The following is a 25,015-nucleotide window of genomic DNA, read 5'->3' on the forward strand; positions in this document are numbered from 1 at the left end:
GGCTTGAGCGCCGGTACCTCAAGTACCATCGCCCTCTGATTTGATGAGAGGGAAGTCGCTGATGATCGTCGGTATCGACCTGGGCACGACCCACAGCCTGGTGGCGGTGTGGCGCGATGGCGCCACTGAACTGGTGGCCAACGCACTCGGCCACACGCTCACCCCCAGCGTGGTGGGGCTCGACGACCAGGGCCGGGTGCTGGTCGGGCAGGCGGCGCGCGAGCGCCTGCACACCCATCCGCACCTGACCACCGCATTGTTCAAGCGCTACATGGGCAGCAATCAGCAGGTCACCCTGGGTGGGCGTGCCTACCGCCCCGAAGAACTCTCGGCACTGGTGCTCAAGAGCCTCAAGGAAGACGTCGAGCGTGCCTATGGCGAGCCGGTCACCGAGGCGGTCATCAGCGTGCCGGCCTACTTCAGCGATGCCCAGCGCAAGGCCACCCGCGTGGCCGGCGAACTGGCCGGGCTGCGCGTCGACAAACTGATCAACGAACCCACCGCCGCCGCACTCGCCTACGGCCTGCACCAGCGCGACAAGGAAACCTCGTTTCTGGTCTTCGACCTGGGCGGCGGCACCTTCGACGTGTCGATTCTGGAGCTGTTCGAAGGGGTGATGGAGGTGCGCGCCAGCGCCGGCGACAACTACCTGGGCGGTGAAGACTTCGACCAGTTGCTGCTGGAGCATTTCGTGCAGGCCCAGCAGGGCAACGACTTCCCCGGCGCGACCACGCTGCTGCAGCCGCTGCGCCGCGAGGCCGAGCGTGTACGCCGGCAGCTGGGTCAGGCCCAGCAGGCCGACTTCGTGGTGCGCGTGGAGGGCCGCGAATGGCGCCACGTATACACCCAGGACGCCCTGGCCGACCTGTTCGCACCGCTGCTGGCACGCCTGCGCACCCCCATCGAACGCGCCCTGCGCGATGCGCGCATCCGCGCCTCGGACCTGGACGAAGTGCTGCTGGTGGGCGGTACCACGCGCATGCCGCTGGTGCGCAAGCTGGCGGCTGGGCTGTTCGGGCGCTTCCCTTCGATCAGCCTCAACCCTGATGAAGTGGTGGCCCACGGCGCCGCCGTGCAGGCCGCGCTCAAGGCCCGGGATGCCGCGCTCGAAGAGGTGGTGCTGACCGACGTGTGCTCCTACACCCTGGGCATGGAAACCGTGCGCCAGGTCGGTGACCGCCACGAGAGCGGGCACTACCTGCCGATCATCGAGCGCAACAGCGTGGTGCCGGTGAGCCGGGTGCAGACGGTGTACACCGTCGGCGACCAGCAGGAGCAGGTGCTGGTCAAGGTGTTCCAGGGCGAGAGCCGCCTGGTGCGCGACAACGTGCTGCTGGGCGTGCTGGAGATTCCGGTGCCACGGCGCAAGGCCGGCGAGGTGGCCCTGGACGTGCGCTTCACCTACGACATCAACGGCATTCTCGAAGCCCAGGTGAGCATCCCGCTGACCGGCGAGCAGCATGCCCTGGTGATCGAGAACAACCCCGGCGTACTCAGCCCCGAAGAGGTACGCGAACGCCTGGCGGCGCTGGCCGAGCTCAAGACCCACCCGCGTGACCAGCAACCCAACACCCTGTTGCTGGCGCGCCTGGAGCGCCTGTATCAGGAAAGCCTGGGCGAGGTACGTGAGCTGATCGGGGCCTGGGCCGCGCAGTTCCAGCGCGTGCTGGAAACCCAGGACGAGCGCCAGATCCGCGAGGTGCGCCACGAGCTCGAACAGCGCGTGAATGAACTGGGCCAGGACAGCTGGCGCTGAAGGAGCGGCAATGAGTGACGTGATCGAAGACTGCTGGAGCGTGCTGGCCCTGGCCCCGGGCGCTGATGAACGCAGTATCAGGCGCCAGTATGCGCGCCTGCTCAAGGTGCACCGCCCCGACGAGGACCCCGAGGCCTTCCAGCGCCTGCGCGAGGCCTATGAACAGGCGCTGGCGCGCAGCCGCTGGGCACACGAGGACGATGCAGCGCCAGCGCTGGAATCGGCCGATGTGCCAGCCCCGCAGGCCGCGGCGGTGCACGTCGACGTCGAACCCACACCCGCCAGGGAGCAACAGGCCCGCGCGCTGCTCGAAGGGCTGGACCCTGCGCAGCTCGACAACCTGTGGCGCCAGGCCGGTGAACTGGGGTGCGAGGCGGCCTTCGAGCAGCAGTTGCTGCAGCGCAGCCTGGATGACGAAACCCTGCGCCTGCCCATCCTGCACTGGGCGGTGCCGAGGCGTGGCTGGTTCACCCCCTGGCAGGCGGTGCCGATCGGCGCGTACCAGGGCGACGAACTGCTGGGCAGCCTCTGGCAAGCCTGCCACGCGCAGTTGCAGCACTATTTGCAGGCGGGCGACGAACAGGCGTTTTTCGCCAGCCTGCAGCACTGGGGCGGGCAGGCCTGGCTGGAGCCCTTCGACCGCCGCGAGCAGTTCCAGGCCATGCTGCTGGAGCTGCTGCACGATCACCCCGGCAGCAGCACCGCGCTGTTCGAACGCGTGTGCGGCTACTTCAACTGGAGCGACGATGACGGTGGACCCCGGCCCGCGCACCTGTGGCAGGGCCTGAACGAGCGCTGCCGTCGCGATACCTGGTTCGCCCGCCAGCAGGCCCTGGCCGAGCAGTGGCACTGGCACACCAACCCCGAGGGCAATGCGGCCTACCTGCTGCTGCGCAACCTCGAGTTCAAGCAGCAGGTGGCGCTGGCCCAGGGCTTCAGCGAGGCCGACTGGGAAGCCTGTGAGCATCTGACGCAAACCCTGCTCTACCACTACCCCGAACTGCTCGACCAGGTGCCGCACCGCGACCTGTACTTCTGGCGCAGGCTGGCGCCGCGCCCGCTGCACCCGCGCAGCTACCTGCGGGTGATGAGCTGCATGGTGCTGGTGATCGTGCTGTGGCTGGCGGGGCCGGATTTCTTCGCGCACCCCTCCAATGTACTGATTGCCGCCGTGGTGGGCTCGCTGCTGACGGTGCAACTGTCGGCGGTGTTCATGCGTTTCTGGCTGTGGACCGCGCCGAACCTGCTGGCGCTGGACCTGCGCCTGAGCGAATGGCTGATCCCGCGTCGGTTCAACCCCGATGGCGAGCGTCTGCTGCTGCGCCATGGCGTGCCGCGCCTGCTGCTGGCACTGCCGATCTACCCGATGCTGGCCGGTACCCACCCGTGGACCGGTATCGTCGCGCTGACGGGCTACTTCGCTGTCGGGCTGCTTGGCCTGTTGCCGTATCAGCCACCACAGGAAGGCGGCCCGGCGTGGCGCCAGCCGTGGGTGACGCTGCACCGGCTCTACGAATTCAACCTGGCCCAGGCCGCGGTCCTGCTGGTAACGGTGGGCGTGGTGGCGTGGTGGCAGGTTCACCCACCAGGAGTAATTTCATGAGTTTGCCTGAAGCTTTCGACACCGCGCTGTGCCTGAACGGGCCGCGCCTGCAACTGCGGCCCATGCAGGCCCGCGATGCCGAGCAGTGGCTGGGGATCATGGCCGACCCCGAGGTGATGCGTTACTGGCACCACGGGCCGTGGCAGACCCTGGACGAAGCCGAAGTGGCCTTGCTGGCCGACCGCGCCGCCTACCTGGCCGGGCGCAGCCTCAAGCTGGGTATCTACCCGCAGGGCAGCGACCTGCTGCTGGGCATGTGCCAATTCTTCAACATCGACGCCGAGTCGCGCCGCGGCGAAATCGGCTACTGCCTGGCCAGCAGCGCCCAGGGCCAGGGCTACATGGGCGAGGCGCTGGAGCTGTTCGTCGAGTACCTTGCCATCGGCCTGAACATGCGCCGCCTCGAGGCCGAGATCGACCCGCGCAACGGTGCCTCGGCGCGCACCCTCGAACGCATGGGCTTCGAGCGTGAAGGGCTGCTGCGCGAGCGCTGGTGCATCGCCGGCGAGGTGTCGGATTCGGCGTTGTACGGGCTGCTGCTCGAATCGGCCTGAATGACTTGGACAGCGGGGCAGGCGATGGGCTATCGTCGCGCCCCGCTTCCCACCCGGCTGAATGGACTTACTGGTGCGCTTCGATTTCCGCTTGCTGAGCCTGCTGCTGTACCTCGCCTGCCTGTACCCGGAGGCCTGCGCCTGGGGGCACGATTCGGTGCTGCGCGGCATGCACGCGCTGTCGATGGGCTGGCTGGCCGGCGGCCTGTGGTTCGCCAACCCGCTGCTGCTGGGCGCCTTCGCAACCCACCGCAAAGACCCCAAAACCGCTTACCGCCTGGGCTGGTGCGCACTGCTGCTGGCGGGCTCGGCCCTGGCGCTGGGCTGGACCGACTGGTCGCCGATCCCGCCGGCGCCCCACGGCGGGCCTGACGTGCGCACCGGCTACTACCTGTGGCTGGCTTCGATGCTGGCGTTCGTGATCGGCCAGCACCGCTACCGGCGCCAGCCCAGGCTCACCCAGCCAGCGCTGGGCTGGCTGCACTGGGTGCTGGTGGCGGGTATCGTGCTGACCATTCCACTGTCGTTCGTCAAGGCCACCGTCGCGCCGGCGCGACCGGTCTACATGAACCTCGGCGAGCCGCCAGCGGCCTGCGACGACTGCGAACTCGGGGTCAACTAGATGCTGGCACTGTTCAAGCGGCATTACGTGGTACTGAGCCTGGCGCTGTACCTGGGCAGCCTGTTTCTGGATGCCGTGCCGGTCAGCGAGGTGACCATGCGCGGCATGCATGTGCTGACCCTCGGCTGGCTGGGTGGCAGCGCCTGGTGGGCCAACCCGCTGCTGTGCCTGGCACTGATGCTGCGGCGCAACCGGCCGCTGCTGTCGCTGTTGGCGGCGGTCGCGGCACTGGTGCTGGCGGCGCAGTGGCTGCCAGTGATCGGCTGGGGCGACAGCGCGCTGGTGCCGCGCAAGGCCAATGGCCAGGCCAACCTGCTCGGCGCCTACTACCTGTGGTTGCTGGCGTTGGCGGCATACGTGGCCGGCCAGTTTCTCAACCGCCAGCAGGCGCCGGGCGGGCCTGGCCAGGGCTGGCTGGCCTGGGTGCTGGTGGCGGCGATCTATGCCACGGCGGCGTTCTCGTTCAGCGTGGGCAGCGGCGCCAATGTCACGCCTCCGGCCCCGGCAATACCCTCCAATTCCATCTGACCTGCGGACACTCCTGTGAAACGTCATTACCTCACGCTCAGCCTGGTGCTGTACGTGGCCTGCCTGTATTTCAATGCCTACTACACCGACAACGGTGCCCACATGAGTTCGGTATGGTTGCTGGTGTACGGGCTGTGGGGCATCCCGTTTCAGATCTATGGCTGGTTTGCCAACCCGGTCTTCGGCCTGGCGCTGCTGGCCCATCGCTGGTGGCCGCGGGTGGGGTTGGGCCTGTCGGTGCTGGCGCTGCTGCTGGGGCTGTCGTTCCTGGTGGTGAGCACGGTGCCGGACAACACGCCGCAGTCCTACGATTTCGTGCGACTCACCGCGCTGGGCGTGGGGTACTACCTGTGGATCGGCGCCTTCGTACTGATGACCCTGGGGCAGGCGCTGCACTGTCGTGACCGGCGCGAGGTGCGCCAGGTGCCGCGTCTGCGCGTTGTCGACTGGCTGCTGTTGCTGGTGGTGCTGGGGGTGATCCTGTTCAATGCGTTCCCCCAGCACGGCTACGTGTTCGAGCGCACCCACCCCTGGTGAGCCCTCAACGGTTGGCGCGGGTGCCCCATTGCACCACCAGCATGCCGACGATGATCAGCGCCACCCCGGCGATGCGCAGGCCGTTGACCGGGCGCGATGGCAGGCCCATCAGCCCCCACTGGTCGATGATCAGCGACGAGAGTACCTGGCCGGCGATCACGCACACGATGAAACCGGCCGCGCCCAGGCGCGGGGTGAGGATCAGCGCCGCGGTGATGTAGGCCACCCCGGCCACGCCACCCAGCCACGCCCACCACGGCGCCTGGCCGAGGTTGGCCAGTTGCGGCAGCGGTGCGCGCATCAGCAGCAGGGCCGGCAGCACCATCAGCACGCTCACCGCCAGCGAGATCAGCGTGGCCCACAGCGGGTGCCCGAGCAGGCGCCCGAGCGCGGCGTTGGCGCCGGCCTGGAACGGCACGGCGGCACCGGCCAGCAGGGCGACAAGCAGCGGTATGGCGACAGCGAGGTTGAGGTTCATGGTGGTTTCCTTCTGGCTATGGAGGGCTTGGTACAGTCTTGGTTATCTGTTTCACTGATGGAAATTCGAATTGTGCACAGGGGCTATTCGCCACATGGATGATCTGCGCCGTATCGACCTCAACCTGCTGCTGACCCTGCATGCGCTGCTGGCCGAGCAGCACGTCTCGCGCGCGGCCTTGCGCCTGCACCGCAGCCAGCCGGCGGTGAGCCATGCGCTGGCGCAGTTGCGCGAGATCTTCCAGGACCCGCTGCTGGTGCGCCGTGCGGGCCGCCTGCAGCCCACGTTGCGTGCGCTGGAACTGGCGGCGCCGTTGCAGGATGCCCTGCAGCAACTGGATGCGCTGCTGGGCAGCCCCGGTTTCGAGCCGGCGCGGGCGCGGCGCAGCTTTCGCCTGGCGATGTCGGACTATGGCGCGCGGGTGGTGCTGCCGGGCCTGATGCGCTGCCTGCGCGAGACCGCACCGGGCATCGACCTGGTGGTCAGCCAGGGCAGCCGCGAGGCGATGCTCGGCCAGTTGCTCGATGGCGAGGTGGACCTGGCGCTGGGCGTATTCCCCACCCTGGCCGAGCCGTTGCAGGCCGCCACGCTGTTCGAGGAGGGGTTCGTGTGTGTGGCCGACCGCGCCACGCTGCCGGCCCGTGGCGGGCTGACATTGCCCGCCTGGCTGGCGCGCCCCCATGTGCTGGTGGCGATGCGGCCCGGGGCCGACAACGAGATCGACCAGGCCCTGGCGGCGCTGGGGCAGCAGCGCCGGGTGGTGCTGGCGTTGCCGCACTGGGCGGCGGCCAGCGACGTGCTGGTGGGCACCGACCTGGTGCTGACCGTGGCGCGGCGCAGCGTGCAGAACCTCAAGGCGCAGCGTGGGTTGCGCTGTTTCGAGCCGCCGCTGGCGATTCGCGCGTTCGCCTTTCAGCAGGTGTGGCACGAGCGACGCAAAAAGGAAGCGGCGCACCATTGGTTGCGCGAGCAGGTCATGCGAGCCTGTGCGCCCTAGGCAGTCAGAACAGGAGAGGCAAGCCATGAGTATCAAGCGGATGATGGGGGTTGCGGTGCTGTCGCTGGCGGCAGTTGCGCCGCTGGCGCTGGCGCAGGACAAGACTTCGGCGGCGTACAAGGCCTGCATGGACACCGCGAACACCACGGTGAGTATGAACGAATGCAACAACGCCGAGATCGCCCGCCAGGACAAACGCCTGAACCAGGTCTACAAGAAGGCCATGGCCGCGTTTGGGCCGGTGCAGCAGGGCAAGCTCCGGGATGCGCAGCGGGCGTGGATCAAGTACATCGACAGCAACTGCGATTTCTACTTCACGCAGACCGGCGGCACCATGGACATCCTCAATGGCGGTGGCTGCCGCCTGCGCATGACCTCCGAACGCGCGGATGAGCTGGAGGCATTGCAGGCGCCTTGAACGCCCTTCGCGGGCAATGGCACGCGCTCGATGACAGGCGCGCGCCTTGCTGGCGAAGGCCGCGCCGCAACCCTCAGCGCAGAAACGGCAGCAGGTGCCCGACAAACGCCTCGGGCGCCTCTTCGGTCACAAAGTGCCCGCAGCCCTCGATGATCGCGCCCTGCAACGTGGTGGCGCGCCCCTCCAGGGTTACCCGCGGCGCATCATTGGTTGCCAGTTGCGCCCCGATCGCCAGCACCGGCATGCCCAGTGGCACCTGCCCGCGCTGCTGGTTCTGGCGAATCGTTTCGGGTATCGCGCGGTAGTAGGCAAACCCGCCACGCAAGCCCCCCGGCGCCGAGTACGCCTGCACATAGGTATCCACCGCCACCCGATCCAGGCGCACAGCCCATTTCTCGAACATGAACCTCAGGTACTGCGCTTCGCGCCCGGTAATCAACGCCTCGGGCAGGTCCTGCAACTGGTTGAACATGAAGTGCCACAGGAAGATGTTCTGCTCCGGCGGCGCGAAGATCGACGGCGCCGGCGCCAGGCCCGGAATCACCGCTTCGCTCAGGCACAGCCGGTTCACCACCCCCGGAAAATCGCTGGCCAGGGCATACCCCACCCACATGCCCACATCGTGGCCCACCACGGCATAGCGTTCGTGCCCCAGTTGCCCCATCAGCGCGTGCAGGCGGGCGGCGCAGGTGCCGGTGTCGTAGCCGTCCAGCGGCTTGTCGGAAAGCCCCATGCCGGGAAGGTCCACGGCAATCGCCTGGTAACCGTTGTCGGCCAGGGCCGCCATGACGTGCCGCCAGGTGTACCAGGTCTGTGGCCAGCCGGGGATCAGCAGTACCGGTGCCCCTTCGCCCTGGGTGACGTAGTGCAGGCGCAGGCCGTGCACATGGGCGTAATGGTGAGTGTGCGTGCTCATCGTTGCAGCTCCCCGACAGGGTTGCCTTCAAGGCCGAGCATCCTGGCGATGACCGCCGGCGCCACCGGGGTACCGGCGAAGTCGTCGAACACCGTGTCGGTGACCTGGATGATGTGCCGGTTGATGAACGCCACGCCTTCACGTGCCCCATCGTGCTGGTTTTTCAGGCAGCACTCCCACTCCAGCGTGGCCCAGCCGCTGTAGTCGTATTCGGCCAGCTTGCTGAAGATGCCCTTGAAGTCGACCTGCCCGTCCCCCAGCGAACGGAAGCGTGCGGCGCGCTTGAGCCAGGGTTGATAACCGCCGAACAGGCCCTGCTTGCCGGTGGGCAGGAACTCGGCGTCCTTGACGTGGAACATGCGGATGTAGTCCCGGTAGTGGTCGATGAACGCCAGGTAGTCGAGTTGCTGCAGGATCAGGTGGCTGGGATCGAACAGCATCTTGCAGCGCGGGTGGTGGCCGACGTGTTCGAGAAACAGCTCGAAGCTTGCGCCGTCGTGCAGGTCTTCGGCGGGGTGAATTTCGAAGCACAGGTTGATGCCCTGTTCGGCGCAGGTATCGAGCACCGGCAGCCAGCGCCTGGCCAACTCGGCGAAGGCTGTTTCAACAAGGCCGTCGGGTCGTTGCGGGAAGGGAAAGACGTACGGCCATGCCAGTGCACCGGAAAAAGTCCCCATGTCGCTCAGGCCCAGGCGCCGCGACGCGATGGCCGCGCAGGTGAGCTGGTGCACCGCCCAGGCACTGCGGGCAGCCGCGTCGCCCTGCAGGTGGGCCGGTGCAAAACTGTCGCACAAGGCGTCGTATGCCGGGTGTACCGCCACCAGCTGGCCAAAGAGATGCGTGGTCAGCTCACTGATCACCAGCCCGTGTTCGGCCAGCATGGCAGTGATGTCGTCGCAGTAGGCCTGGCTGCTTGCGGCTAGCTCGACATCGAACAGACGCTTGTCCCAGGCCGGTATCTGCAACGCCTTGAAGCCCATGTGCGCAGCCCACCGGGCGATGTTGGGCAGTGAGTCGAACGGTGGCTGGTCGGCACTGAATTGCGCCAGATGCAGGCTGGGGCCTTTCAACGTGATCATGTGGAACTCCTATTGTTTGTTGATCGACAAACAATAAGGATGCAGCTTGCGCGTCGTCAAGTATTCTTTGTCTTTCGACAAACAATTACGGATAATGCCGCCTTCATTCCTGGTTGGAGACTATCGAGATGGCAGGCCGACCACGCCAGTTCGACCGTGAAGCCGCGTTGCGCACCGCCCGGGATGTGTTCTGGGCACGAGGGTTCGAAGCCACGTCCATGAGCGACCTGGTGGCTGCGCTGGGTATCGCTTCGGCGCGCATCTATGCCGCGTTCGGCTCCAAGGAGCGCTTGTTCAAGGAGGCCATCGAGCTGTATGAGCGCGAAGAGGGCGCATTTTCAACCCAGGCGCTGAGCGAGCAACCCACGGCCTACCAGGCCATCGAGCGGCTGTTGCTCGATGCCGTCGATCTGTACACCCGCCCAGCGGGCCCACTGGGCTGCATGGTGGTGTCGGCAGCCACCAACTGCTCGGCCGACAATGACGCCGTGCGTGAATGGCTGGCCGACCATCGCCGCGAAAAAACCTTGTCGATCATTCAGCGCTTGCAGCAGGCGGCCGAGGCGGGCGAGTTGAAACCCGAGGTCGATGTGCAATCGCTGGGCGATTTTTTTGCCACGCTGCTGCATGGGTTGTCGGTGCAGGCCCGCGACGGGATCGCGCGTGAGCGCCTGCTCAAGGCAGTGGCGCCGGCCATGCAGATGCTGGCCCTGGCTACCGGTGGGCATGGACCATCGGCCGCCGATCAAATACCCTGACACCGTCATTTCCCAACCCCGTACCGACCATGATTGCCCACTTCGCGATTTTTCTCTGCACCCTGGTCGCCATGGAAGGTGTCGGTTATCTGGCGCACAGGTACGTGATGCACGGCTGGGGCTGGTTTCTGCATCGCTCGCACCACGAACCGCACCTGGGCACGCTGGAAACCAACGATATCTACCTGCTGATCCTGGCCCTGGCCGCGATCACCCTGATCGTGCTGGGCAATGCCGGCCACGACCCGTTGCAGTGGGTGGGCGCCGGGGTGGCGGGGTTCGGGCTGATCTACGTGTTGGTGCACGACGGCATCGTGCACCGCCACTGGCCCGCGCGCCCCAGGCCGCGCCACCCCTATCTGCGTCGGCTGTACCACGCACACCTGATGCACCACGCGGTGAAGGGGCGCAGGCACAGCGTGTCGTTCGGCTTCCTCTACGCACCGCCCCTGCATGTGCTCAGGCAGCAGCTGCGCGAGCGCCGTGTCAGGCCGGCTCGCTCAGCGCCGGGGCCTTGCTCGGCGGCTTTATCGAGCCAATGTACACCGCCAGCACCGTCACCAGCGCCCCGGTGATCTGCATGGCCGAACTGGCCTTATCCAGAAACGCCACGTCGATGAAGTAGGTGATCACCGGCTCCAGCAGCAGGATCAGCCCTGCCAGCCCGAGGCTGATGGCACCAATCGAGCGGTTGACCAGCAACCAGCCGACGAACTGCACCAGCACGCCATAGATCACCAGCATGTAGAAGGTCTGCTGGTCGGCGATGGCCAGGCTCTCGCCCCGCAACAGCGCGTACCCCAGCATCACCCCGGCCGCCCACAGGCTCAGGTGCAGCATCTGCGCGATCTTGTCGCCGCCGCCCTGGGGCAGTTGGGTGGTGACTTTCAGGTAGTACACGCACACGGCATAGGCCAGCCCCGACAGCACGCCATAGACCACGCCCTGGATACCCAGCGCGCTGCCCATCTCCGGCAGCAGCAACAGGTACAGGCCGACGAAGGCCAGGCTGATCGAGGCGACGAAATACAGCGATGGTTTCTCTTTGAGCAGGCACAGCCCGAGCAAGGTCATGAAGAACACCTGGCAGTTGGTCAGGATCGAGCCGATGCCCGGCCCGACGATGTAGATGCTGTGGTGCCACAGGATCAGGTCGATGGCCAGGAACACGCCGGCCAGGGCGGTGTAGCGTCGAGCCCTGGGGTGGGCCAGGCGAGCAGGTTGCCTTCTCACCCGCAGCAGCAGGTAGAACAGCACCGAGGCGATCAGCATCCGGTAGAAACCCGCGCCCCCGGCGCCGATATGGGCGAAGGCCACCGCCAGCGCCGACAGGCTGAGCATCAGCCCGCCCAGTGTCAGCTCGACGATGGCCCGGTTGCTGGAGAGGGTGACCCCGTTGGATGACTGCATGGTTTTCTCTGGTCTGTTGCGAAGAAGTCGGGCAAATTTATCCACCCGCCTTGCGCGCGTATTGCACAAAACTGGACAGGCCATGGAGCAACAGGACTTCTCGCGCTTCTGGCGCGTCCCCGAAGGGGGCTGTGAATTGCTGGCGGCGCGCTACAGCGCACGGGCCTTCGGCCGCCATTCCCATGAGCGCTACGCGGTGGGGGTGATCGGTGCGGGCGTGGAGAAGCTCTTCTACCGTGGCACCCAGCACCTGGGCACCGCCGGCAGCATCGTCACCCTGACCCCGGGCGAGATGCACGACGGCGTGCCGGGCAGCGCCGAGGGTTGGAGCTACCGCATGCTCTACCTTGACCCGCAGTGGCTCAACCGTGCGGTATTCGAGGGGCGTTTCGGCGACGGGCATATCCACCTGTTCCAGCAGGCGCTGACCCACGACATGGGCTTTGCCCAGGCCTTCCTGCACCAGCATCAGGTGATCGAGCAGTCGTGTTCGAGCCTTGAGCGCGAGAGCGTGCTGCTGCACCTGGTCAGCCAGCTGTTCGAGCGGTGCGGCGGGCCGCAGCCCCGGGCGGTGGCCGACGAACGCGAAGTGGTGCGACGGGTGCGGCAGATGCTCGACGAGCAGTACGCGCAGAACATCGCGCTGAACGACCTGGCGCAGTGGGTGGGGCTCGATCCGCTGTACCTGATACGGGTGTTCAAGAAGAGCGTGGGCGTATCGCCGCACAGCTATCAGATCCAGACGCGGGTGGCGCGGGTGCAGCAGTTGCTGCGCAGTGGCGTGGGCATCGCCGAGGCGTCGCTGCGTTGCGGGTTCTTCGACCAGAGCCACATGACCCGGGCCTTCAAGAAAGTGGTCGGCATCACCCCGGGCTGCTTCCAGCGCGGCTGACTCGTGCAGGAGCCGGCGTGCAGGAGCCGGCCTTGCCGGCGAGGCGCCTGGCCCCGACAATGTGTTCCCGATGGATGCTCCACCAAGGAAGGACTTCACCGTGCACCGTATCGCCACGCTGTTGTGCTTGCTGCTCACCCTGGGCGGCTGTACCGAATACAAATGGGGCCATGACTGGAAGCCCGACCGCCTGGGCGGCTGGCAGGACCACACCGACCCCAAGCTGCGCTACGGCGCGTCGCTGGGCGCCACCTGCAACGCCAGCCCGTTGTGGCTCAAGGTGGTGAATCACGGTCAGTCGACCTACCAGTCGCTGTTGTTCATTCCGTTGTTCCCTGACCGCACAGGCGGCGAGTACCCACTGTGGATAACCGTCAACCATCCGGCCCTCAAGGCGTGCAGCTCATCGGCACCGAGCCCGCTGCGGGTGAAGATGGGCGATCAGGTGGTACAGGGCCTGCGCTTTCCCGAGCGGGCGCAGGAGGACGGCACCTGCGTGATCGAATTCGATGACGATCGCTACGCGGCCGATGAGATGTCGATCGAGATCGACCCGGCGGTGCTGCCTTGCACGATCGCCCCCGTGACCCTGAAAAAGGACCGCTACTTCTGCATTCGCAGCATGCGCTGGGGCGGCTCGCCCAGTTGCCGCGAGTAGGGCACGGCTTGCAAATCCCAGGGCGAGGGATAAGAATGCGAACAATTACCATTAGTGTGCCTCTCGCATGTCCAACCCGCGCCCGTCCGCCCAGCACCCGTTGCACCTGCTGTACGCCGAACACCATCACTGGTTGCGCGGCTGGCTGGCCCGTCGGCTCAATTCCCACGCCGATGCCGCGGACCTCACCCACGACACCTTCCTGCGTACCCTGACTTCGCCGCACCTGGGCCAGCTGGACGAGCCGCGGGCGTTCCTGTGCATGGTCGCCAAGCGGGTGCTGTACACCTTCTGGCGTCGCGGCGAGCTGGAGCGCGCCTACCTTGAAGCGCTGGCCAACCTGCCCGAGCCGGTGGCGCCGTGCGAGGAAACCCTGGCGGTGCTGCGCGAGGCGCTGGAGGCGGTGGATGCCTTGCTGGCCGGGTTGCCGGCCAAGGTGCGCCATGCCTTTCTGCTCAACCGCCTGGAGGGCCTGACCCACCAGCAGATCGCCGACCAGATGCAGGTGTCGCTGAGCAGCGTCGAGCGCTGGGTGCGGCGCGCCGTGACCCATTGCTACCTGGCGAAACTGGGCGCGGGCACGTGAGCGGCCGCAGCCTGGCAGCGCTGACCCCGGCGGTGCGCGAAGCCATCGAATGGAGCGTGCGCCTGGGCTCGGGGGCGGCGACGGCAGCCGACCGCGACGCCTTCGAGCAGTGGCAGGCGCTGGACGCAAGCCATCGCCAGGCCTGGCAGGCGGTTACCCAGGCCACCCACACACCCTTGAACCCCTTGCTGGAAGTGCCCGGCAGCGCCAGTGCGGCCACCCGCGCCCTGCGCAGCAGCGGGTTGTCGCTGCAGCGGCGCCGGTTGCTGCGCGGCGGCAGCGCCTTGCTGCTGATGCTGGGCCTGCCGGCGTTGTTGACTGTGCAACGGCGCATGCCGCTGGACGCCGTGTTCAGCGACCACTACAGCGGCACCGGCGAGCGCAGGCGCATTCAACTGGCTGACGGCAGCGTGCTGCTGCTCAATGCGCGCACCACCGTGGAGGTGGCGTTCAGTGCCGAAGCCCGGGTGATCCATCTGCGCCACGGCGAGCTGAACATCCAGGTGGCCCGCGACCCGCACCGCCCCCTCGAGGTGGTCACTGCGCAAGGCCGGGTGCGGGCCCTGGGCACGCGCTTCAGTGTCGCCACGCTGGATCAGCGCAGTGCCGTCAGCGTGCAGCAGCACAGCGTGCAGGTGCGTAACCGCGCCGGGCAGAGCATCGTGGTGGACAGCGGGCAGACCCTGCGCTTTGCCGACGATGCACTCTCGCCCTTGGGCAATGAGCAAGGCCGCCTGGATGCCTGGATGGAAGGTCGCCTGGAGGTGGACGACGCGTCGCTGGGCAGCGTGATCGATGCCTTGCGCCCTTACCGCTACGGCGTGCTGCGGGTTTCCCCGGCGGCGGCGCAACTGCGCGTGTTCGGGGTGTTCCCGCTGGACGACAGCGACCGCGCCCTGCAATCGCTGGCGCAGGTGCTGCCGATCAGTGTCGAGGCGTTCGGGCCGATCACGCTGATCGACCTGCGCTGAAAAAAACATTCCGCCAGGGTGAAGGCTTTTTTCGGCTCGCTGGACATAGCAGGAAACGCCCATTCACTTCCTGCGAGGAAAGCCCTTCACATGCGTCCCCAACTCCTGAGCCCCGCGCGCCTGGCACTGGCTGTCGCGGTTGCCGTTTCTGCCTGCTCCCTCGACCTGAACCGCGCCTGGGCGGACCCAGCCATGCAGCGCTATGCGTTGCCGGCGCAACCGCTGGACCAGGCCCTGCGCCAGATCGCCCGGCAAAGCGCCAGCACCCTGGTGGTGGACCCGGCGCTGCTGCGCGGGCGCCAGAGCGCGGCGGTGAACGGGCAACTGAGCGCCGAGGCAGCGGTGCGCCAGGCAGTGGCGGGCAGCGGCCTGCAACTGCGCGTGACCGACAACGGCACCCTGACCCTGGAGAAGGCCGACAGCAGTGATGCGCTGCAACTGGGTGCCACCAGCATCACCGGCAGTGCGCTGGGCGAGGTCACGGAAAACACTGGCTCCTACACCACCGCCAGCATGGCCACGGCCACCAAGTTCAAGGCCTCGGCCCGGGAAACCCCGCAGTCGGTGACCGTGGTCACCCGCCAGCGCATGGACGACCAGAACATGCAGACCCTGGACGACATCGCCAGCTACACGCCGGGGCTGACCCTGCGCAAGACCGGCGGCGAGCGCCCGCAGTTCTACTCGCGCGGTGCGGCCATCGACAACATCATGGTCGACGGCCTGCCCATCGCCTACGACAGCGACACCCTGGGCACCGCGACCCTGGCGATGTTCGACCGGGTGGAGGTGGTACGCGGGGCTTCCGGCCTGATGGTGGGCTCGGGCAACCCGTCGGGTACCCTCAACCTGGTGCGCAAGCGCCCCACGCTGGCGCCGCAGATCACCCTCACGGCGGCAGCCGGCAGCTGGGACAACTACCGTACCGAAATCGACGCCAGCAGCAGCCTCAATGATGCCGGTACCGTACGCGGGCGAGTGGTGGGCAGCTACCAGGACAAGAACAGCTTTACCGATGCCTACAGCAACCAGCGCCAGTTGCTGTACGGGATCACCGAATTCGACCTGTCGGACGCCACCACGCTGACCCTGGGCGGCTACTACAACCGCGAGGACAACCCCGGCGCGGACTGGAACGGCAGCCCGACCCATGCCGATGGCAGCTTCCTCGACATTTCCCGCTCGTCGCGCTTCAGCCCCGACTGGACCTACTGGGACAAGACCAACAAGAGCGTGTTCGCCGAGGTGGAACATCGCCTGGACAACGACTGGCGCCTGCGCCTGAGCGCCAGCTGGCTGAAGGCCAACCTGGAGATGCTGGGCAGCAGCTACTACCGGCTCGACCCGACCGCCGACGAGCTGCAACTGAATGTGGGGCGCTACTCCTACGAACATACGCAGAAGAGTATCGATGGTTATGCCAGCGGGCCGTTCAGCCTGTTCGGGCGTACCCATGAACTGGTGGTGGGGGCGAGCTACCGCCGCGACGATACCGACGACGGCCCTGGCGGCGGCCCGGATGCGAGCTTCAACTATGTCGTGGACCCCAACAACTTCCACTACAAGGACGTGCCCCGGCCGGCCATCGACTACAACTGGTCACGCAAGGGCAAGGTGGATCAGTCCAGTGCCTACACCGCCGTGCGTTTCAACCTGCGCGATGACCTGAAGCTGATCCTCGGCTCGCGCCTGGACTGGTATGAGTACCAGCAGCACACCGAGGTCGGGGCCTACGCCTTCGGCGCCGACTACAAGGCCACCCGCGAGGTCACCCCGTATGCGGGGCTGATCTATGACCTGAACGACACCTACTCGGTCTACACCAGCTGGACGCGCATCTTCAAGCCGCAGGAATACCAGAACAGCAGCGGTGGCCTGCTGGCGCCGGTAACCGGCACCAACTACGAGGCCGGGCTCAAGGCCGAGTACTTCGGTGGCGCGTTGAACGCCAGTTTCGCGCTGTTCCAGCTCGACCAGGAGAACCTGGCCAAGTCGTTGCCGGCAGGTGATTGCCCGACCATGGATGCCTGCTACGAGGCGGCCGGCGAAATTCGTACCCGCGGCCTGGAACTGGAGCTGGGCGGCGAACTGGCGCCGGGCTGGCAGGCGTCGGCCGGCTATACCTATGCGGCGGCCGAGTATGTGAAGGCGACCGGCTCGGCGCAGAAGGGTGACCGCTTCGACAGTGATTCGCCGTACAACCTGTTCAAGCTGGCGACCAGCTACCAGTTGCCGGGCGACCTCGATCAATGGAGCGTGGGCGGGGCCTTTCGCACCCAGAGCCGCACCTATACCAGCTACAGCGTGAAGCAGGGCGGGTACAGCGTGGTCGACCTGATGGCCCAGTACCGCGTGACGCCGGCGGTGACGTTGCAGACCAACCTCAACAACGTGGCGGACAAGCGTTACTACCAGAGCATCAGCAACCCGGCCGGGGCCAACATCTTCGGCGAGCCGCGCAATGTGATGTTCACCGTGAAGTGGTCGTTGTGAAGTCGCTGAAGGCGCGGAACAGGCGGGTGCCCACGTAGCTGCGCAGGTGCGGGTGGCGGCTGCGGTGGTAGCAGTCCCAGTAGCTGACCATGCGTGCGCGGGTCAGGCTGAAGTAGGCGGTGTTGTCGTTGAAGAAGCGGCCGTAGGCGCTGGCGTCCAGGGTCGGCAGGTTGGCCTCGCACAGCGCCAGCAGCTCGATCACGTATTCGCCGGTGAGCTGGAACACGAACGGGATGACCCACGTCTCTGGTGCCCGAATGATCTGCTGCAGGTAACGCTCGCGCACGTGGCCGTCGGGGTGGCGGGTGAGCAGGCAGGCGTGGATCAGTGACCGGGCTGTATCGGCAGCCGGCAGGTGAAGGCGGTAGGGCAGGGTCAGGGGTTCGCCGTCGAGGGTGACGGCGATGCCCTGGTCACCGTTGGGCAGGTCGAGTTGCCGGGCCAGGTCCTGGACTTCGCGGGCCAGGTGGTGGGGGAAGGCGGCGGTGAGGGTGGTGGGCATGCACTGCTCCGGATTGTTGGGGTATGTGCTGGCGTCATCGCGGGTCAAGCCCGCTCCCACAAGGAACTGCGCCGAACCTGTGGGAGCGGGCTCGACCCGCGATGGGCGGCGCCGCCGCCCGCTTCAGCGCTGCGTCGCCCAGTACCCCTGCAACGCCCGCGCCGCGGGCTCGATGGCGGCCACGCGCTGGCGATGCAGCGCCACATCCAGGTCGGCGGGCAGTTCGAAGTTGTCCTGTGCGGCACAGGTCTCGATCACATCCAGTGCCACCTGCTGCGCCGCCGGCAAGGCCGGCCAGTTGGCCAGGCCTGCACCGCGCAGGTAGCCAAAGCACCACTCTTCGGCCAGCGTCAGCGGCTGGCCGTTGTGCTCGGTCTCCTCGAAGCGCGGCGAGAACCGCTCGGCCAGGTTGTTCGCGTGCAGGGTCACCAGTTCGACGAAGCGCTGGCAGTCTGCAGCGCTTTCCCATTCCGGCTGGCGACCACCGAAGATCCCCGGGAACCAGTCGTCGATAGCCACAGGCGCAGGGCCGGACACCAGCGCGGTGAGGTAGCCGTCCAGTTCCGAGGCGTTGAGCACCGAATGGTCATCGCCATACTGCAGCAGGATGTCTTCGATGAACTCGAAGTCGGTGTCGTTGAGCGTCTGCATGAAAAAGGTCCTTCACATAACGGTGGGCGCAGCCAGGCTGCGCGTCAAAGGCGGGAAGGATGGCGCTTTCGCCGCTTTTTATCCAGCGTGCTGATCAGCGCTCAGAAGCGCTCGTCGAGCAGGGCCGGCAAGGTCAGCTCCTTGACGTAGCTGGCCGACGACAGGCTCAGTGCCATGCGCACCACCTGCACCACGTCGTGCACGGGGATCAGCTGGCCTTCGCCGCGTTGCTCGGCCACGTCGCGGGGCGTGCTGAGCGGGTCTTCGGTGTTGAGGTAACCCAGGTTCAGGCAGGTCACGGCCAGGCGTTGCTCGCGGTAGCCTTCGCGCAGCGCATCGGCGATGCCACGCAGGGCGAACTTGGAGGCGCCGAAGGCCACCTCGGGGCGCCCGCTCTGGGGCAGGCCGGAGGTGGAACCGGTGAGGATGATGCGCGGGGTGGCGCTGCGCAGCAGGGTGGGCAGCAGGCGCTTGATCAGCAGCAGGGTGGCGGTGATGTTGCAACTGACGATGGCTTGTACCTGCGCGTCGCTGTCGCCGAGAAAGTCGTAGGCCGGGTCGAAGGCCAGCTCTTCCCAGATGCCGAGGTTGTAGATCAGCGTGTCGAGGCCGTGCTCTGCCACAGCCTGGGCGATGGCGTGCGCGGCGCTGGCCGGCTCGGCCAGGTTGGCTTCGACCCAGTTCAACTGCACGCCGGCCTTGGCGGCGATGCCGTCGGGGCGCGTGCGCGACACGCCGACCAGCGTGTCGCCCGCCTCGCCGAGGCCTTCGATCAGGGCCTTGCCCAGCCCTTTGCTGGCACCGACTACCAGGGTTTTCATGGGGTGATTTCCTTGTCTGCACGGGGAGAGAGCGCGGATGCAAACAGAGGGCGAGGGGAATGGCAAATGGCCGGATGTATCCAGATGTGAATCTACTTGAGCGCTTAGCCTGTAGCAGCCGGCTGCCGGCGATGGGCTGCGCAGCAGCCGCGAAACTCGCCATAATGCGCCCCCCGCCAAGGAGAACGCTGTGAACAACCCCGTACAAGGAAGTCCCGTGACCACCCCTTACATCGCCAGCACCACCGGCAAGCGCATCGGCCTCGCGCTGCTGGGCCTGCTGCTGTACTTCACCGCGCAGTTCGCCGGCGCCTTTCTGTTCGGCAGTGGCCTGGACTTCACCCTGGCTTTGTTCGGCGCCCACCTGGTGGCGTGTGCAGCCATCGGCGGGCTGTACCTGTTGCTGCGGCGCAACCCGCTGGCCGGGCATGCCTTCAGGGGGGCCAACTTCAGCTACAAGGCCCTCTGGCTTGGCCTGACCAGCGTGGTGGTGGTCTACCTGCTGGCCTACAACTACGCCGCCCTGGTCGACCAGCCCGCCGAGCCGTTCATGCTGCAGTTCATGACCCTGCTCGGTGCCGGTTCGCTGGCCGATCGCGTGCTGCTGACCAGCATGGTCATCGTGCTCGCCCCCCTGGGCGAAGAGCTGGCATTCCGGCATTTTCTGCTCAACCTGTTCCCGTTCCGCAAGCCGCTGTGGGCGGTGGTGGCGATCGTGGTCAGCGCCCTGGCGTTTGCCGCCATCCACCTGCAGTACACCTTCAGGTCGACCGTGGTGCTGTTGTTCATCCTCGCCCTGATGCTGGCCTATGCGCGGATCCGAACCGGCGGCCTGCTGGTGCCCATGGCGATGCATGCCTGCGCCTCGACCCTGGCGCTTGCGATGTACCCGCTGTTCTATCCGTGAGCCCGCACGGTGGCTGGTGACGGTATACTCGCGGCCTGTTCCGTCTATATCCGAGTATCGTCATGGGTCTTTCTCTCTCCGCGGCGCCTGAGCGCCGTCTCGGCGCGCCACTGGTTGCGCTGTCATTGCTGGTGGTCGGCGCCGTCTTTCTGAATGCCAGCGTGGGCATCAAACAGGTGCTGCTGCTGATCGTCGGCGCCGCCCTGGGCCTCACGCTGTACCACGCCGCGTTCGGCTTCACGTCCGCCTGGCGGGTGTTCATCAATGAGCGCCGTGGCGCCGGCCTGCGCGCGCAGATGGTGATGCTGGCTATCGCCGTGCTGCTGTTCTTTCCGGCCCTGGGCGCCGGCACGCTGTTCGGCCAGCCGGTGACCGGGCTGGTGGCGCCGGCCGGGGTGTCGGTGGTGTTCGGTGCGTTCATCTTCGGCATCGGCATGCAGATGGGCGGCGGCTGTGCCTCGGGCACCCTGTTCACCGTGGGCGGTGGCAACGCGCGCATGCTGGTGACGCTGCTGTTCTTCATCATCGGTTCGGTAACTGCAACCCACCACGCCGACTGGTGGTTCGCGCTGCCGTCGTTCCCGGCCACCTCCGTGGTGCAGACCTTTGGCGTGGCCCCCGCGCTGGTGCTTAACCTGGTGGTGTTCGGCCTGATCGCCTGGGGCACGGTGGTGCTGGAGAAGCGTCGCCACGGCGCCCTCGAGGCCCCGGCAGGCAGCCAGCATGAGGGCCTGCGTCGCTTCCTGCGTGGCCCGTGGCCGCTGGTGTGGGGCGCGATCGGCCTGGCGCTGCTGAACTACGCGACCCTGGCACTGGCGGGCCGGCCCTGGGGCATCACCTCGGCGTTCGCCCTGTGGGGCGCCAAGACCCTGAGCGGGCTGGGCGTGGACGTGGGCAGCTGGGCGTTCTGGCAGATGCCGGGCAACGCCAAGGCGCTGGCTGCACCGCTGTGGGAGGACGTGACCACGGTGATGGACATCGGCATCGTGCTGGGTGCGTTGCTGGCAGCAGGCCTGGCCGGGCGCTTCGCGCCGAGCCTGAAGATTCCGCTGCGCTCGCTGCTGGCCGCGGTGATCGGCGGCCTGCTGCTGGGCTACGGCTCGCGGCTGGCGTATGGCTGCAACATCGGCGCGTACTTCAGCGGTATCGCCTCGGGCAGCGTGCATGGCTGGCTGTGGCTGGTGGCGGCGTATGCCGGCAACGTGGTGGGGGTGCGGATTCGCCCGCTGTTCTTCGTGGCTGAACGCAAGAGCGTGGCAGCCAGCGGCGGCTGAGGCTGGCGGTACTGCATGGGAACCGGCTCGCAGCAGCCGGTTTTTTCATGCCTGCCCGTTACTGCGAATAGGCGCGCGGTGTACGGGGAGCAACTGACCGCTGTCGTACTGTTGCACTGCGAACAGTTGGCCAACACTTTGTTGCCGTGCATCCAGCCATGTCACTTTCTGTTGTGCGTAACTCATTGATTTATAGGTGAAATTCAAGTGGCATGGGTTGTGCTATCTCACGGGTGACTCTGTGTACTCATCGAGATAGACCATGACTGCCACCCCTGTTTCTGCCCACTACGACATCCGCCAGCCGGATGCCCACGTCATCCGTGACGATGCCGAAGCCATTGCCATTGCCCATCGGGTTGCCGCGCTGCTGCGCGAAGGCGCGTCCGAGCGCGACCGCAGCCGCCAGGTCCCGGCCGACGTGGTGGATGCGTTCTCCAACAGCGGCCTGTGGGGCATCACCGTACCGAAACAGTACGGCGGGGCGCAGGTGTCCTTCGCCACCCTGGCCGAGGTGATCGCGATCATCTCCGCCGCCGACCCTTCGCTGGGGCAGATACCGCAGAACCACTACTGCCTGCTCGAAGACATCCGCCTGCAGGGTAGCGAAGAGCAGAAGCGCTTCTTCTTCGACCTGGTGCTGGCCGGGCACCGCTTTGCCAATGCGCTGTCGGAAACCGGCGGCAAGAACGTCAAGGAGATCCAGACCCGCATCGTGCCCCATGCCGATGGCTACCGCATCGACGGGCGCAAGGGCTACTGCACCGGCTCGTTGTACGCGCACTGGCTGGGGGTGCTGGCGCTGGACTCGCAGGACCGCTCGCAACTGGCCTTCGTGCGCCGCGATACCCCGGGCCTGGTGATCGTCGATGACTGGGACAACATCGGCCAGCGCACCACCTCCAGCGGCACGGTGCTGGCGCAGCAACTGATCGTGCCGGCCTTCAACCTGTTTCCCACCTACCGCTCGTACGAAACCCCGACCCTGGCCGGCCCCTTCGCGCAGCTGACCACCGCCGCCATCGACGCCGGCATCGGCCGTGCGGCGCTGGACGACGCCATCACCTTCATCCGCGAGCAGGCCCGCCCGTGGATCGATGCGGGCGTGGAGCAGGCCAGCCAGGACCCGCTGACCATCGTGCAGATCGGCGCGCTGGAGATTCGCCAGGAAGCCGCCGAGGCCCTGCTGGAGCGCGCCGGCAAGGTGCTCGACCGGGCCAGCCTGGCCCCCGACGAGGACTCGGTGGCCCAGGCCTCGGTGGCCGTGGCCAAGGCCAAGGTGCTGACCACCGAAGCGGCGATCGAGGCCAGCAACCGCCTGTTCGAGCTGGGCGGCACGCGCTCCACCCAGGTGCGCCACAACCTCGACCGGCACTGGCGCAACGCCCGCGTGCACACCCTGCACGACCCGGTGCGCTGGAAGTACCACCTGGTGGGCAACTGGGCCTTGAACGGGGCCAAGCCACAGCGTCACGACTGGAACTAGGCCGCCACCATGCCCAAGCAGATACGCCTCAATGCCTTTGCCATGAACACCGTCGGCCACCTGTCGCCGGGCTTGTGGCGCCATCCGCGTGACCAGGCCACGCGCTACACCGACATCCACTACTGGACCGAGCTGGCCAGGACCCTGGAGCGCGGCAAGATCGACGGGCTGTTCATCGCCGATGTGCTGGGCGCCTACGACGTGTACGGCGGCAACGCCGACGAGGCGCTGCGTACGGCTGCGCAGGTGCCGGTCAACGACCCGCTGCAGCTGGTGCCGGCCATGGCCGCCGTCACCGAGCACCTGGGGTTTGGCGTGACCGCCTCGGTGTCGTTCGAGCACCCGTACCCGTTTGCCCGGCGCATGTCCACGCTCGACCACCTGACCCGTGGCCGCGCCGGCTGGAATATCGTCACCTCGTACCTTTCCAGCGGGGCGCGCAACCTTGGCCAGCGCGAGCAGCTGTCGCATGACCAGCGCTACGCCCTGGCCGAGGAGTACCTGCAGGTCTGCTACAAACTGTGGGAGGCCAGCTGGGAAGACGACGCCGTGCGCGCCGACCGCGCCAGCGGGGTGTATGCCGACCCGGCCAAGGTGCACGGCATCGGCCACCAGGGCGAGTTCTTCCAGGTACCGGGCTTTCACCTGTGCGAGCCTTCGCCCCAGCGCACCCCGGTGCTGTACCAGGCCGGTGCTTCGACGCGCGGCAGGGCGTTTGCGGCGGCCAACGCCGAGTGCGTGTTCGTTGCTGCGCCGAGCAAGACGGTGCTCAAGAACCAGGTGGCGCAGGTGCGCGCTGCGGCGGTGGCGGCCGGCCGCGCACCGGGCGATATCCTGGTGCTGGAGCAGCTTACGGTGATTGTCGCCCCCACCGATGAACAGGCCCTGGCGCGCCTGCGCGAGTACCGCGAGTACGCCAGCGCCAGCGGTGCGCTGACGCTGATGTCGGGCTGGACCGGCATCGACTTCGCCCAGTACCAGAGCGACCAGGTGCTGCGCGAAGTGCAGAGCGATGCGATCCAGTCGGCGGTGGAAGCCTTCACCCGTGCCGACCCCAGCCGCACCTGGACCACCGCCGAAATTGCCGACTATTGCGCCATCGGTGGTGACGGCCCGGTACTGGTGGGCTCGGCGCAGACGGTGGCCGACCAGTTGCAGGAATGGGTGCAAGAGACCGACGTGGACGGCTTCAACCTGGCCAGCGTGGTGGCCCCGGAAACCTTCGAGGCGGTGGTCGACCTGCTGGTGCCCGAGCTGCAGGCCCGTGGCCTGTTCAAGCGCGATTACGCCCCGGGCACGCTGCGCAACAAGCTGTTCGACGCAGGTGACCGGCTGGGCGCGCCGCACCCGGCCGCCGCGCTGCGCAGGGGCGCTGGGCAATGAGCGAGCTGCTGGCCCATGTCAACTGGCCCGAGGTGGGCCAGGCCTGCCTCGACACCTTGAGCATGCTCGGCGTAGCGCTGGGTTTCACGGTGCTGATGGGGCTGCCGCTGGGGGTGCTGCTGTACCTCACCGGCCAGCGCCAGTTGCTGGCCTCGCCGCTGGTGTACCGCGTGCTGTCGGTGGTGGTGAACGTGCTGCGTTCGATGCCGTTCATCATCCTGCTGATTGTGCTGATCCCGCTCACCCAGGTGGTGGCCGGTACTTCGCTGGGCGTGCCCGGCGCCATACCGCCGCTGGTGATCGGCTGTACGCCGTTCTTTGCGCGGCTGGTGGAAATCGCCCTGCGCGAGGTCGACCGCGGCCTGGTGGAGGCCACCCAGTCGATGGGTGGCAGCACCTGGCAGATCGTGTGGCACACCGTGCTGCCCGAGGCGCGCACCGGCCTGATCGCGGCGGTGACGGTGACCGCCATCGTGCTGGTGGACTACACGGCGATGGCCGGGGTGGTCGGCGGCGGCGGCCTGGGCGACCTGGCGATCCGCTTCGGCTACCAGCGCTTCCAGACCGACGTGATGGTGGTGACCGTGCTGCTGCTGATCGTACTGGTACAGGTGCTGCAGGTGAGTGGCGACCGCCTGGTGCGGCGCTTCACCCGGCGTTGAATTGTGTTTCCCGTCAGCGGCAGCCGGGTTTCGCTGCCGCCGGCCCACGTATCCCACGGCGGCCAATGTTCTA

General features: G+C 67.0%; 27 protein-coding genes. 20 read left to right on the top strand and 7 right to left on the bottom strand.

The window, feature by feature from the left end:
• Positions 1 to 61: 61 nt before the first annotated feature.
• From NJH59_RS11755 to NJH59_RS11780, 6 genes are all read left to right on the top strand, one after another.
• Positions 62 to 1,756 (top strand): molecular chaperone HscC, encoded by a 1,695-nt coding sequence (locus tag NJH59_RS11755; protein ID WP_043864413.1) that lies wholly within the window; start codon positions 62 to 64, stop codon positions 1,754 to 1,756.
• A 10-nt stretch (positions 1,757 to 1,766) separates the two neighbouring features.
• Complete coding sequence (locus tag NJH59_RS11760) at positions 1,767 to 3,359, top strand: J domain-containing protein (protein WP_052504323.1); 1,593 nt, start codon at positions 1,767 to 1,769, stop codon at positions 3,357 to 3,359.
• Entirely contained in the window at positions 3,356 to 3,913 is a 558-nt protein-coding gene (locus NJH59_RS11765; RefSeq protein WP_043864414.1) for a GNAT family protein, read from the top strand. The genes NJH59_RS11760 and NJH59_RS11765 overlap by 4 nt, the downstream gene beginning before the upstream one ends.
• A gap of 73 nt (positions 3,914 to 3,986) precedes the next feature.
• Positions 3,987 to 4,535, top strand: a complete 549-nt coding sequence (locus NJH59_RS11770) for a hypothetical protein (RefSeq protein WP_054916297.1) — start codon at positions 3,987 to 3,989, stop codon at positions 4,533 to 4,535.
• Entirely contained in the window at positions 4,536 to 5,063 is a 528-nt protein-coding gene (locus NJH59_RS11775) for a hypothetical protein (protein ID WP_236177014.1), read from the top strand.
• 15 nt (positions 5,064 to 5,078) lie between these two features.
• Positions 5,079 to 5,600, top strand: coding sequence for a hypothetical protein (locus tag NJH59_RS11780; protein WP_236177013.1), 522 nt, complete (start codon positions 5,079 to 5,081; stop codon positions 5,598 to 5,600).
• 4 nt (positions 5,601 to 5,604) lie between these two features.
• Here the strand turns inward: NJH59_RS11780 and NJH59_RS11785 are convergent, their stop codons facing one another.
• Positions 5,605 to 6,078 carry a DMT family transporter gene (locus NJH59_RS11785; RefSeq protein ID WP_054916300.1) on the bottom strand — a complete coding sequence of 158 codons (474 nt, stop codon included), beginning with the start codon at positions 6,076 to 6,078 and terminating at the stop codon, positions 5,605 to 5,607.
• Between the two features lie 94 nt (positions 6,079 to 6,172).
• Between NJH59_RS11785 and NJH59_RS11790 the strand changes: the two genes are divergently transcribed.
• Both NJH59_RS11790 and NJH59_RS11795 read left to right on the top strand, forming a co-directional pair.
• On the top strand, positions 6,173 to 7,075 hold the full coding sequence (locus NJH59_RS11790) for a LysR family transcriptional regulator (protein ID WP_058541388.1): 903 nt from the start codon (positions 6,173 to 6,175) through the stop codon (positions 7,073 to 7,075).
• A gap of 25 nt (positions 7,076 to 7,100) precedes the next feature.
• On the top strand, positions 7,101 to 7,493 hold the full coding sequence (locus tag NJH59_RS11795) for a lysozyme inhibitor LprI family protein (protein WP_043864420.1): 393 nt from the start codon (positions 7,101 to 7,103) through the stop codon (positions 7,491 to 7,493).
• A 73-nt stretch (positions 7,494 to 7,566) separates the two neighbouring features.
• On the opposite strand, the gene NJH59_RS11800 is transcribed toward NJH59_RS11795, so the two are convergent.
• On the bottom strand, positions 7,567 to 8,409 hold the full coding sequence (locus NJH59_RS11800; RefSeq protein WP_058541389.1) for an alpha/beta hydrolase: 843 nt from the start codon (positions 8,407 to 8,409) through the stop codon (positions 7,567 to 7,569).
• Positions 8,406 to 9,488 (bottom strand): sugar phosphate isomerase/epimerase, encoded by a 1,083-nt coding sequence (locus NJH59_RS11805; RefSeq protein WP_078479921.1) that lies wholly within the window; start codon positions 9,486 to 9,488, stop codon positions 8,406 to 8,408. Before NJH59_RS11805 ends, NJH59_RS11800 begins: the two co-directional genes overlap by 4 nt.
• A 128-nt stretch (positions 9,489 to 9,616) precedes the next feature.
• Between NJH59_RS11805 and NJH59_RS11810 the strand changes: the two genes are divergently transcribed.
• Together NJH59_RS11810 and NJH59_RS11815 are read left to right on the top strand one after the other, a co-directional pair.
• Positions 9,617 to 10,246 carry a TetR/AcrR family transcriptional regulator gene (locus NJH59_RS11810; protein ID WP_043864423.1) on the top strand — a complete coding sequence of 210 codons (630 nt, stop codon included), beginning with the start codon at positions 9,617 to 9,619 and terminating at the stop codon, positions 10,244 to 10,246.
• Between the two features lie 29 nt (positions 10,247 to 10,275).
• Positions 10,276 to 10,821, top strand: coding sequence for a sterol desaturase family protein (locus NJH59_RS11815; protein ID WP_054916305.1), 546 nt, complete (start codon positions 10,276 to 10,278; stop codon positions 10,819 to 10,821).
• On the opposite strand, the gene NJH59_RS11820 is transcribed toward NJH59_RS11815, so the two are convergent.
• The gene (locus tag NJH59_RS11820) at positions 10,733 to 11,656 is read right to left on the bottom strand and encodes a DMT family transporter (protein ID WP_054916306.1); all 924 of its coding nucleotides are present in this window, start codon (positions 11,654 to 11,656) and stop codon (positions 10,733 to 10,735) included. The genes NJH59_RS11815 and NJH59_RS11820 overlap by 89 nt on opposite strands.
• A gap of 82 nt (positions 11,657 to 11,738) precedes the next feature.
• Between NJH59_RS11820 and NJH59_RS11825 the strand changes: the two genes are divergently transcribed.
• The 5 genes from NJH59_RS11825 (at position 11,739) to NJH59_RS11845 (ending at position 17,256) form a co-directional block, all read left to right on the top strand.
• Positions 11,739 to 12,548 (top strand): AraC family transcriptional regulator, encoded by an 810-nt coding sequence (locus NJH59_RS11825; protein WP_058541391.1) that lies wholly within the window; start codon positions 11,739 to 11,741, stop codon positions 12,546 to 12,548.
• Positions 12,549 to 12,618: 70 nt separating this feature from the next.
• Positions 12,619 to 13,206, top strand: coding sequence for a hypothetical protein (locus NJH59_RS11830; protein ID WP_253086822.1), 588 nt, complete (start codon positions 12,619 to 12,621; stop codon positions 13,204 to 13,206).
• Positions 13,207 to 13,273: 67 nt separating this feature from the next.
• A complete protein-coding gene (locus tag NJH59_RS11835) occupies positions 13,274 to 13,792 on the top strand; it encodes a sigma-70 family RNA polymerase sigma factor (RefSeq protein ID WP_253086823.1) in 519 nt (172 codons plus the stop codon).
• Positions 13,789 to 14,763 carry a FecR domain-containing protein gene (locus NJH59_RS11840; protein WP_058541394.1) on the top strand — a complete coding sequence of 325 codons (975 nt, stop codon included), beginning with the start codon at positions 13,789 to 13,791 and terminating at the stop codon, positions 14,761 to 14,763. Before NJH59_RS11835 ends, NJH59_RS11840 begins: the two co-directional genes overlap by 4 nt.
• Before the next feature lie 90 nt (positions 14,764 to 14,853).
• The gene (locus NJH59_RS11845) at positions 14,854 to 17,256 is read left to right on the top strand and encodes a TonB-dependent receptor (protein WP_253086824.1); all 2,403 of its coding nucleotides are present in this window, start codon (positions 14,854 to 14,856) and stop codon (positions 17,254 to 17,256) included.
• Here NJH59_RS11845 and NJH59_RS11850 read toward each other — a convergent pair.
• The 3 genes from NJH59_RS11850 to NJH59_RS11860 all read right to left on the bottom strand — a co-directional run bounded on the left by NJH59_RS11850 (position 17,234) and on the right by NJH59_RS11860 (position 19,230).
• Positions 17,234 to 17,758: a hypothetical protein gene (locus NJH59_RS11850; RefSeq protein WP_253086825.1), complete on the bottom strand. Its 525-nt coding sequence runs from the start codon at positions 17,756 to 17,758 to the stop codon at positions 17,234 to 17,236. The genes NJH59_RS11845 and NJH59_RS11850 overlap by 23 nt on opposite strands.
• Positions 17,759 to 17,881: 123 nt before the next feature.
• Complete coding sequence (locus tag NJH59_RS11855; protein WP_253086826.1) at positions 17,882 to 18,409, bottom strand: UPF0149 family protein; 528 nt, start codon at positions 18,407 to 18,409, stop codon at positions 17,882 to 17,884.
• Between the two features lie 101 nt (positions 18,410 to 18,510).
• Positions 18,511 to 19,230, bottom strand: a complete 720-nt coding sequence (locus NJH59_RS11860) for an SDR family oxidoreductase (RefSeq protein WP_043864432.1) — start codon at positions 19,228 to 19,230, stop codon at positions 18,511 to 18,513.
• Positions 19,231 to 19,447: 217 nt separating this feature from the next.
• Between NJH59_RS11860 and NJH59_RS25590 the strand changes: the two genes are divergently transcribed.
• From NJH59_RS25590 to NJH59_RS11885, 5 genes are all read left to right on the top strand, one after another.
• Positions 19,448 to 20,137, top strand: coding sequence for a CPBP family intramembrane glutamic endopeptidase (locus NJH59_RS25590; protein WP_088515301.1), 690 nt, complete (start codon positions 19,448 to 19,450; stop codon positions 20,135 to 20,137).
• A 62-nt stretch (positions 20,138 to 20,199) separates the two neighbouring features.
• Positions 20,200 to 21,411 carry a YeeE/YedE family protein gene (locus NJH59_RS11870; RefSeq protein WP_058541398.1) on the top strand — a complete coding sequence of 404 codons (1,212 nt, stop codon included), beginning with the start codon at positions 20,200 to 20,202 and terminating at the stop codon, positions 21,409 to 21,411.
• 262 nt (positions 21,412 to 21,673) lie between these two features.
• On the top strand, positions 21,674 to 22,897 hold the full coding sequence (locus NJH59_RS11875) for an SfnB family sulfur acquisition oxidoreductase (protein WP_116052885.1): 1,224 nt from the start codon (positions 21,674 to 21,676) through the stop codon (positions 22,895 to 22,897).
• Between the two features lie 9 nt (positions 22,898 to 22,906).
• Positions 22,907 to 24,280, top strand: a complete 1,374-nt coding sequence (locus NJH59_RS11880; RefSeq protein WP_123752911.1) for an LLM class flavin-dependent oxidoreductase — start codon at positions 22,907 to 22,909, stop codon at positions 24,278 to 24,280.
• Positions 24,277 to 24,942, top strand: coding sequence for a methionine ABC transporter permease (locus tag NJH59_RS11885; RefSeq protein ID WP_054916316.1), 666 nt, complete (start codon positions 24,277 to 24,279; stop codon positions 24,940 to 24,942). Before NJH59_RS11880 ends, NJH59_RS11885 begins: the two co-directional genes overlap by 4 nt.
• Positions 24,943 to 25,015 lie beyond the last annotated feature (73 nt).

The organism is Pseudomonas sp. VE 267-6A, from assembly GCF_024126555.1.
Lineage (GTDB): Bacteria > Pseudomonadota > Gammaproteobacteria > Pseudomonadales > Pseudomonadaceae > Aquipseudomonas > Aquipseudomonas palmensis.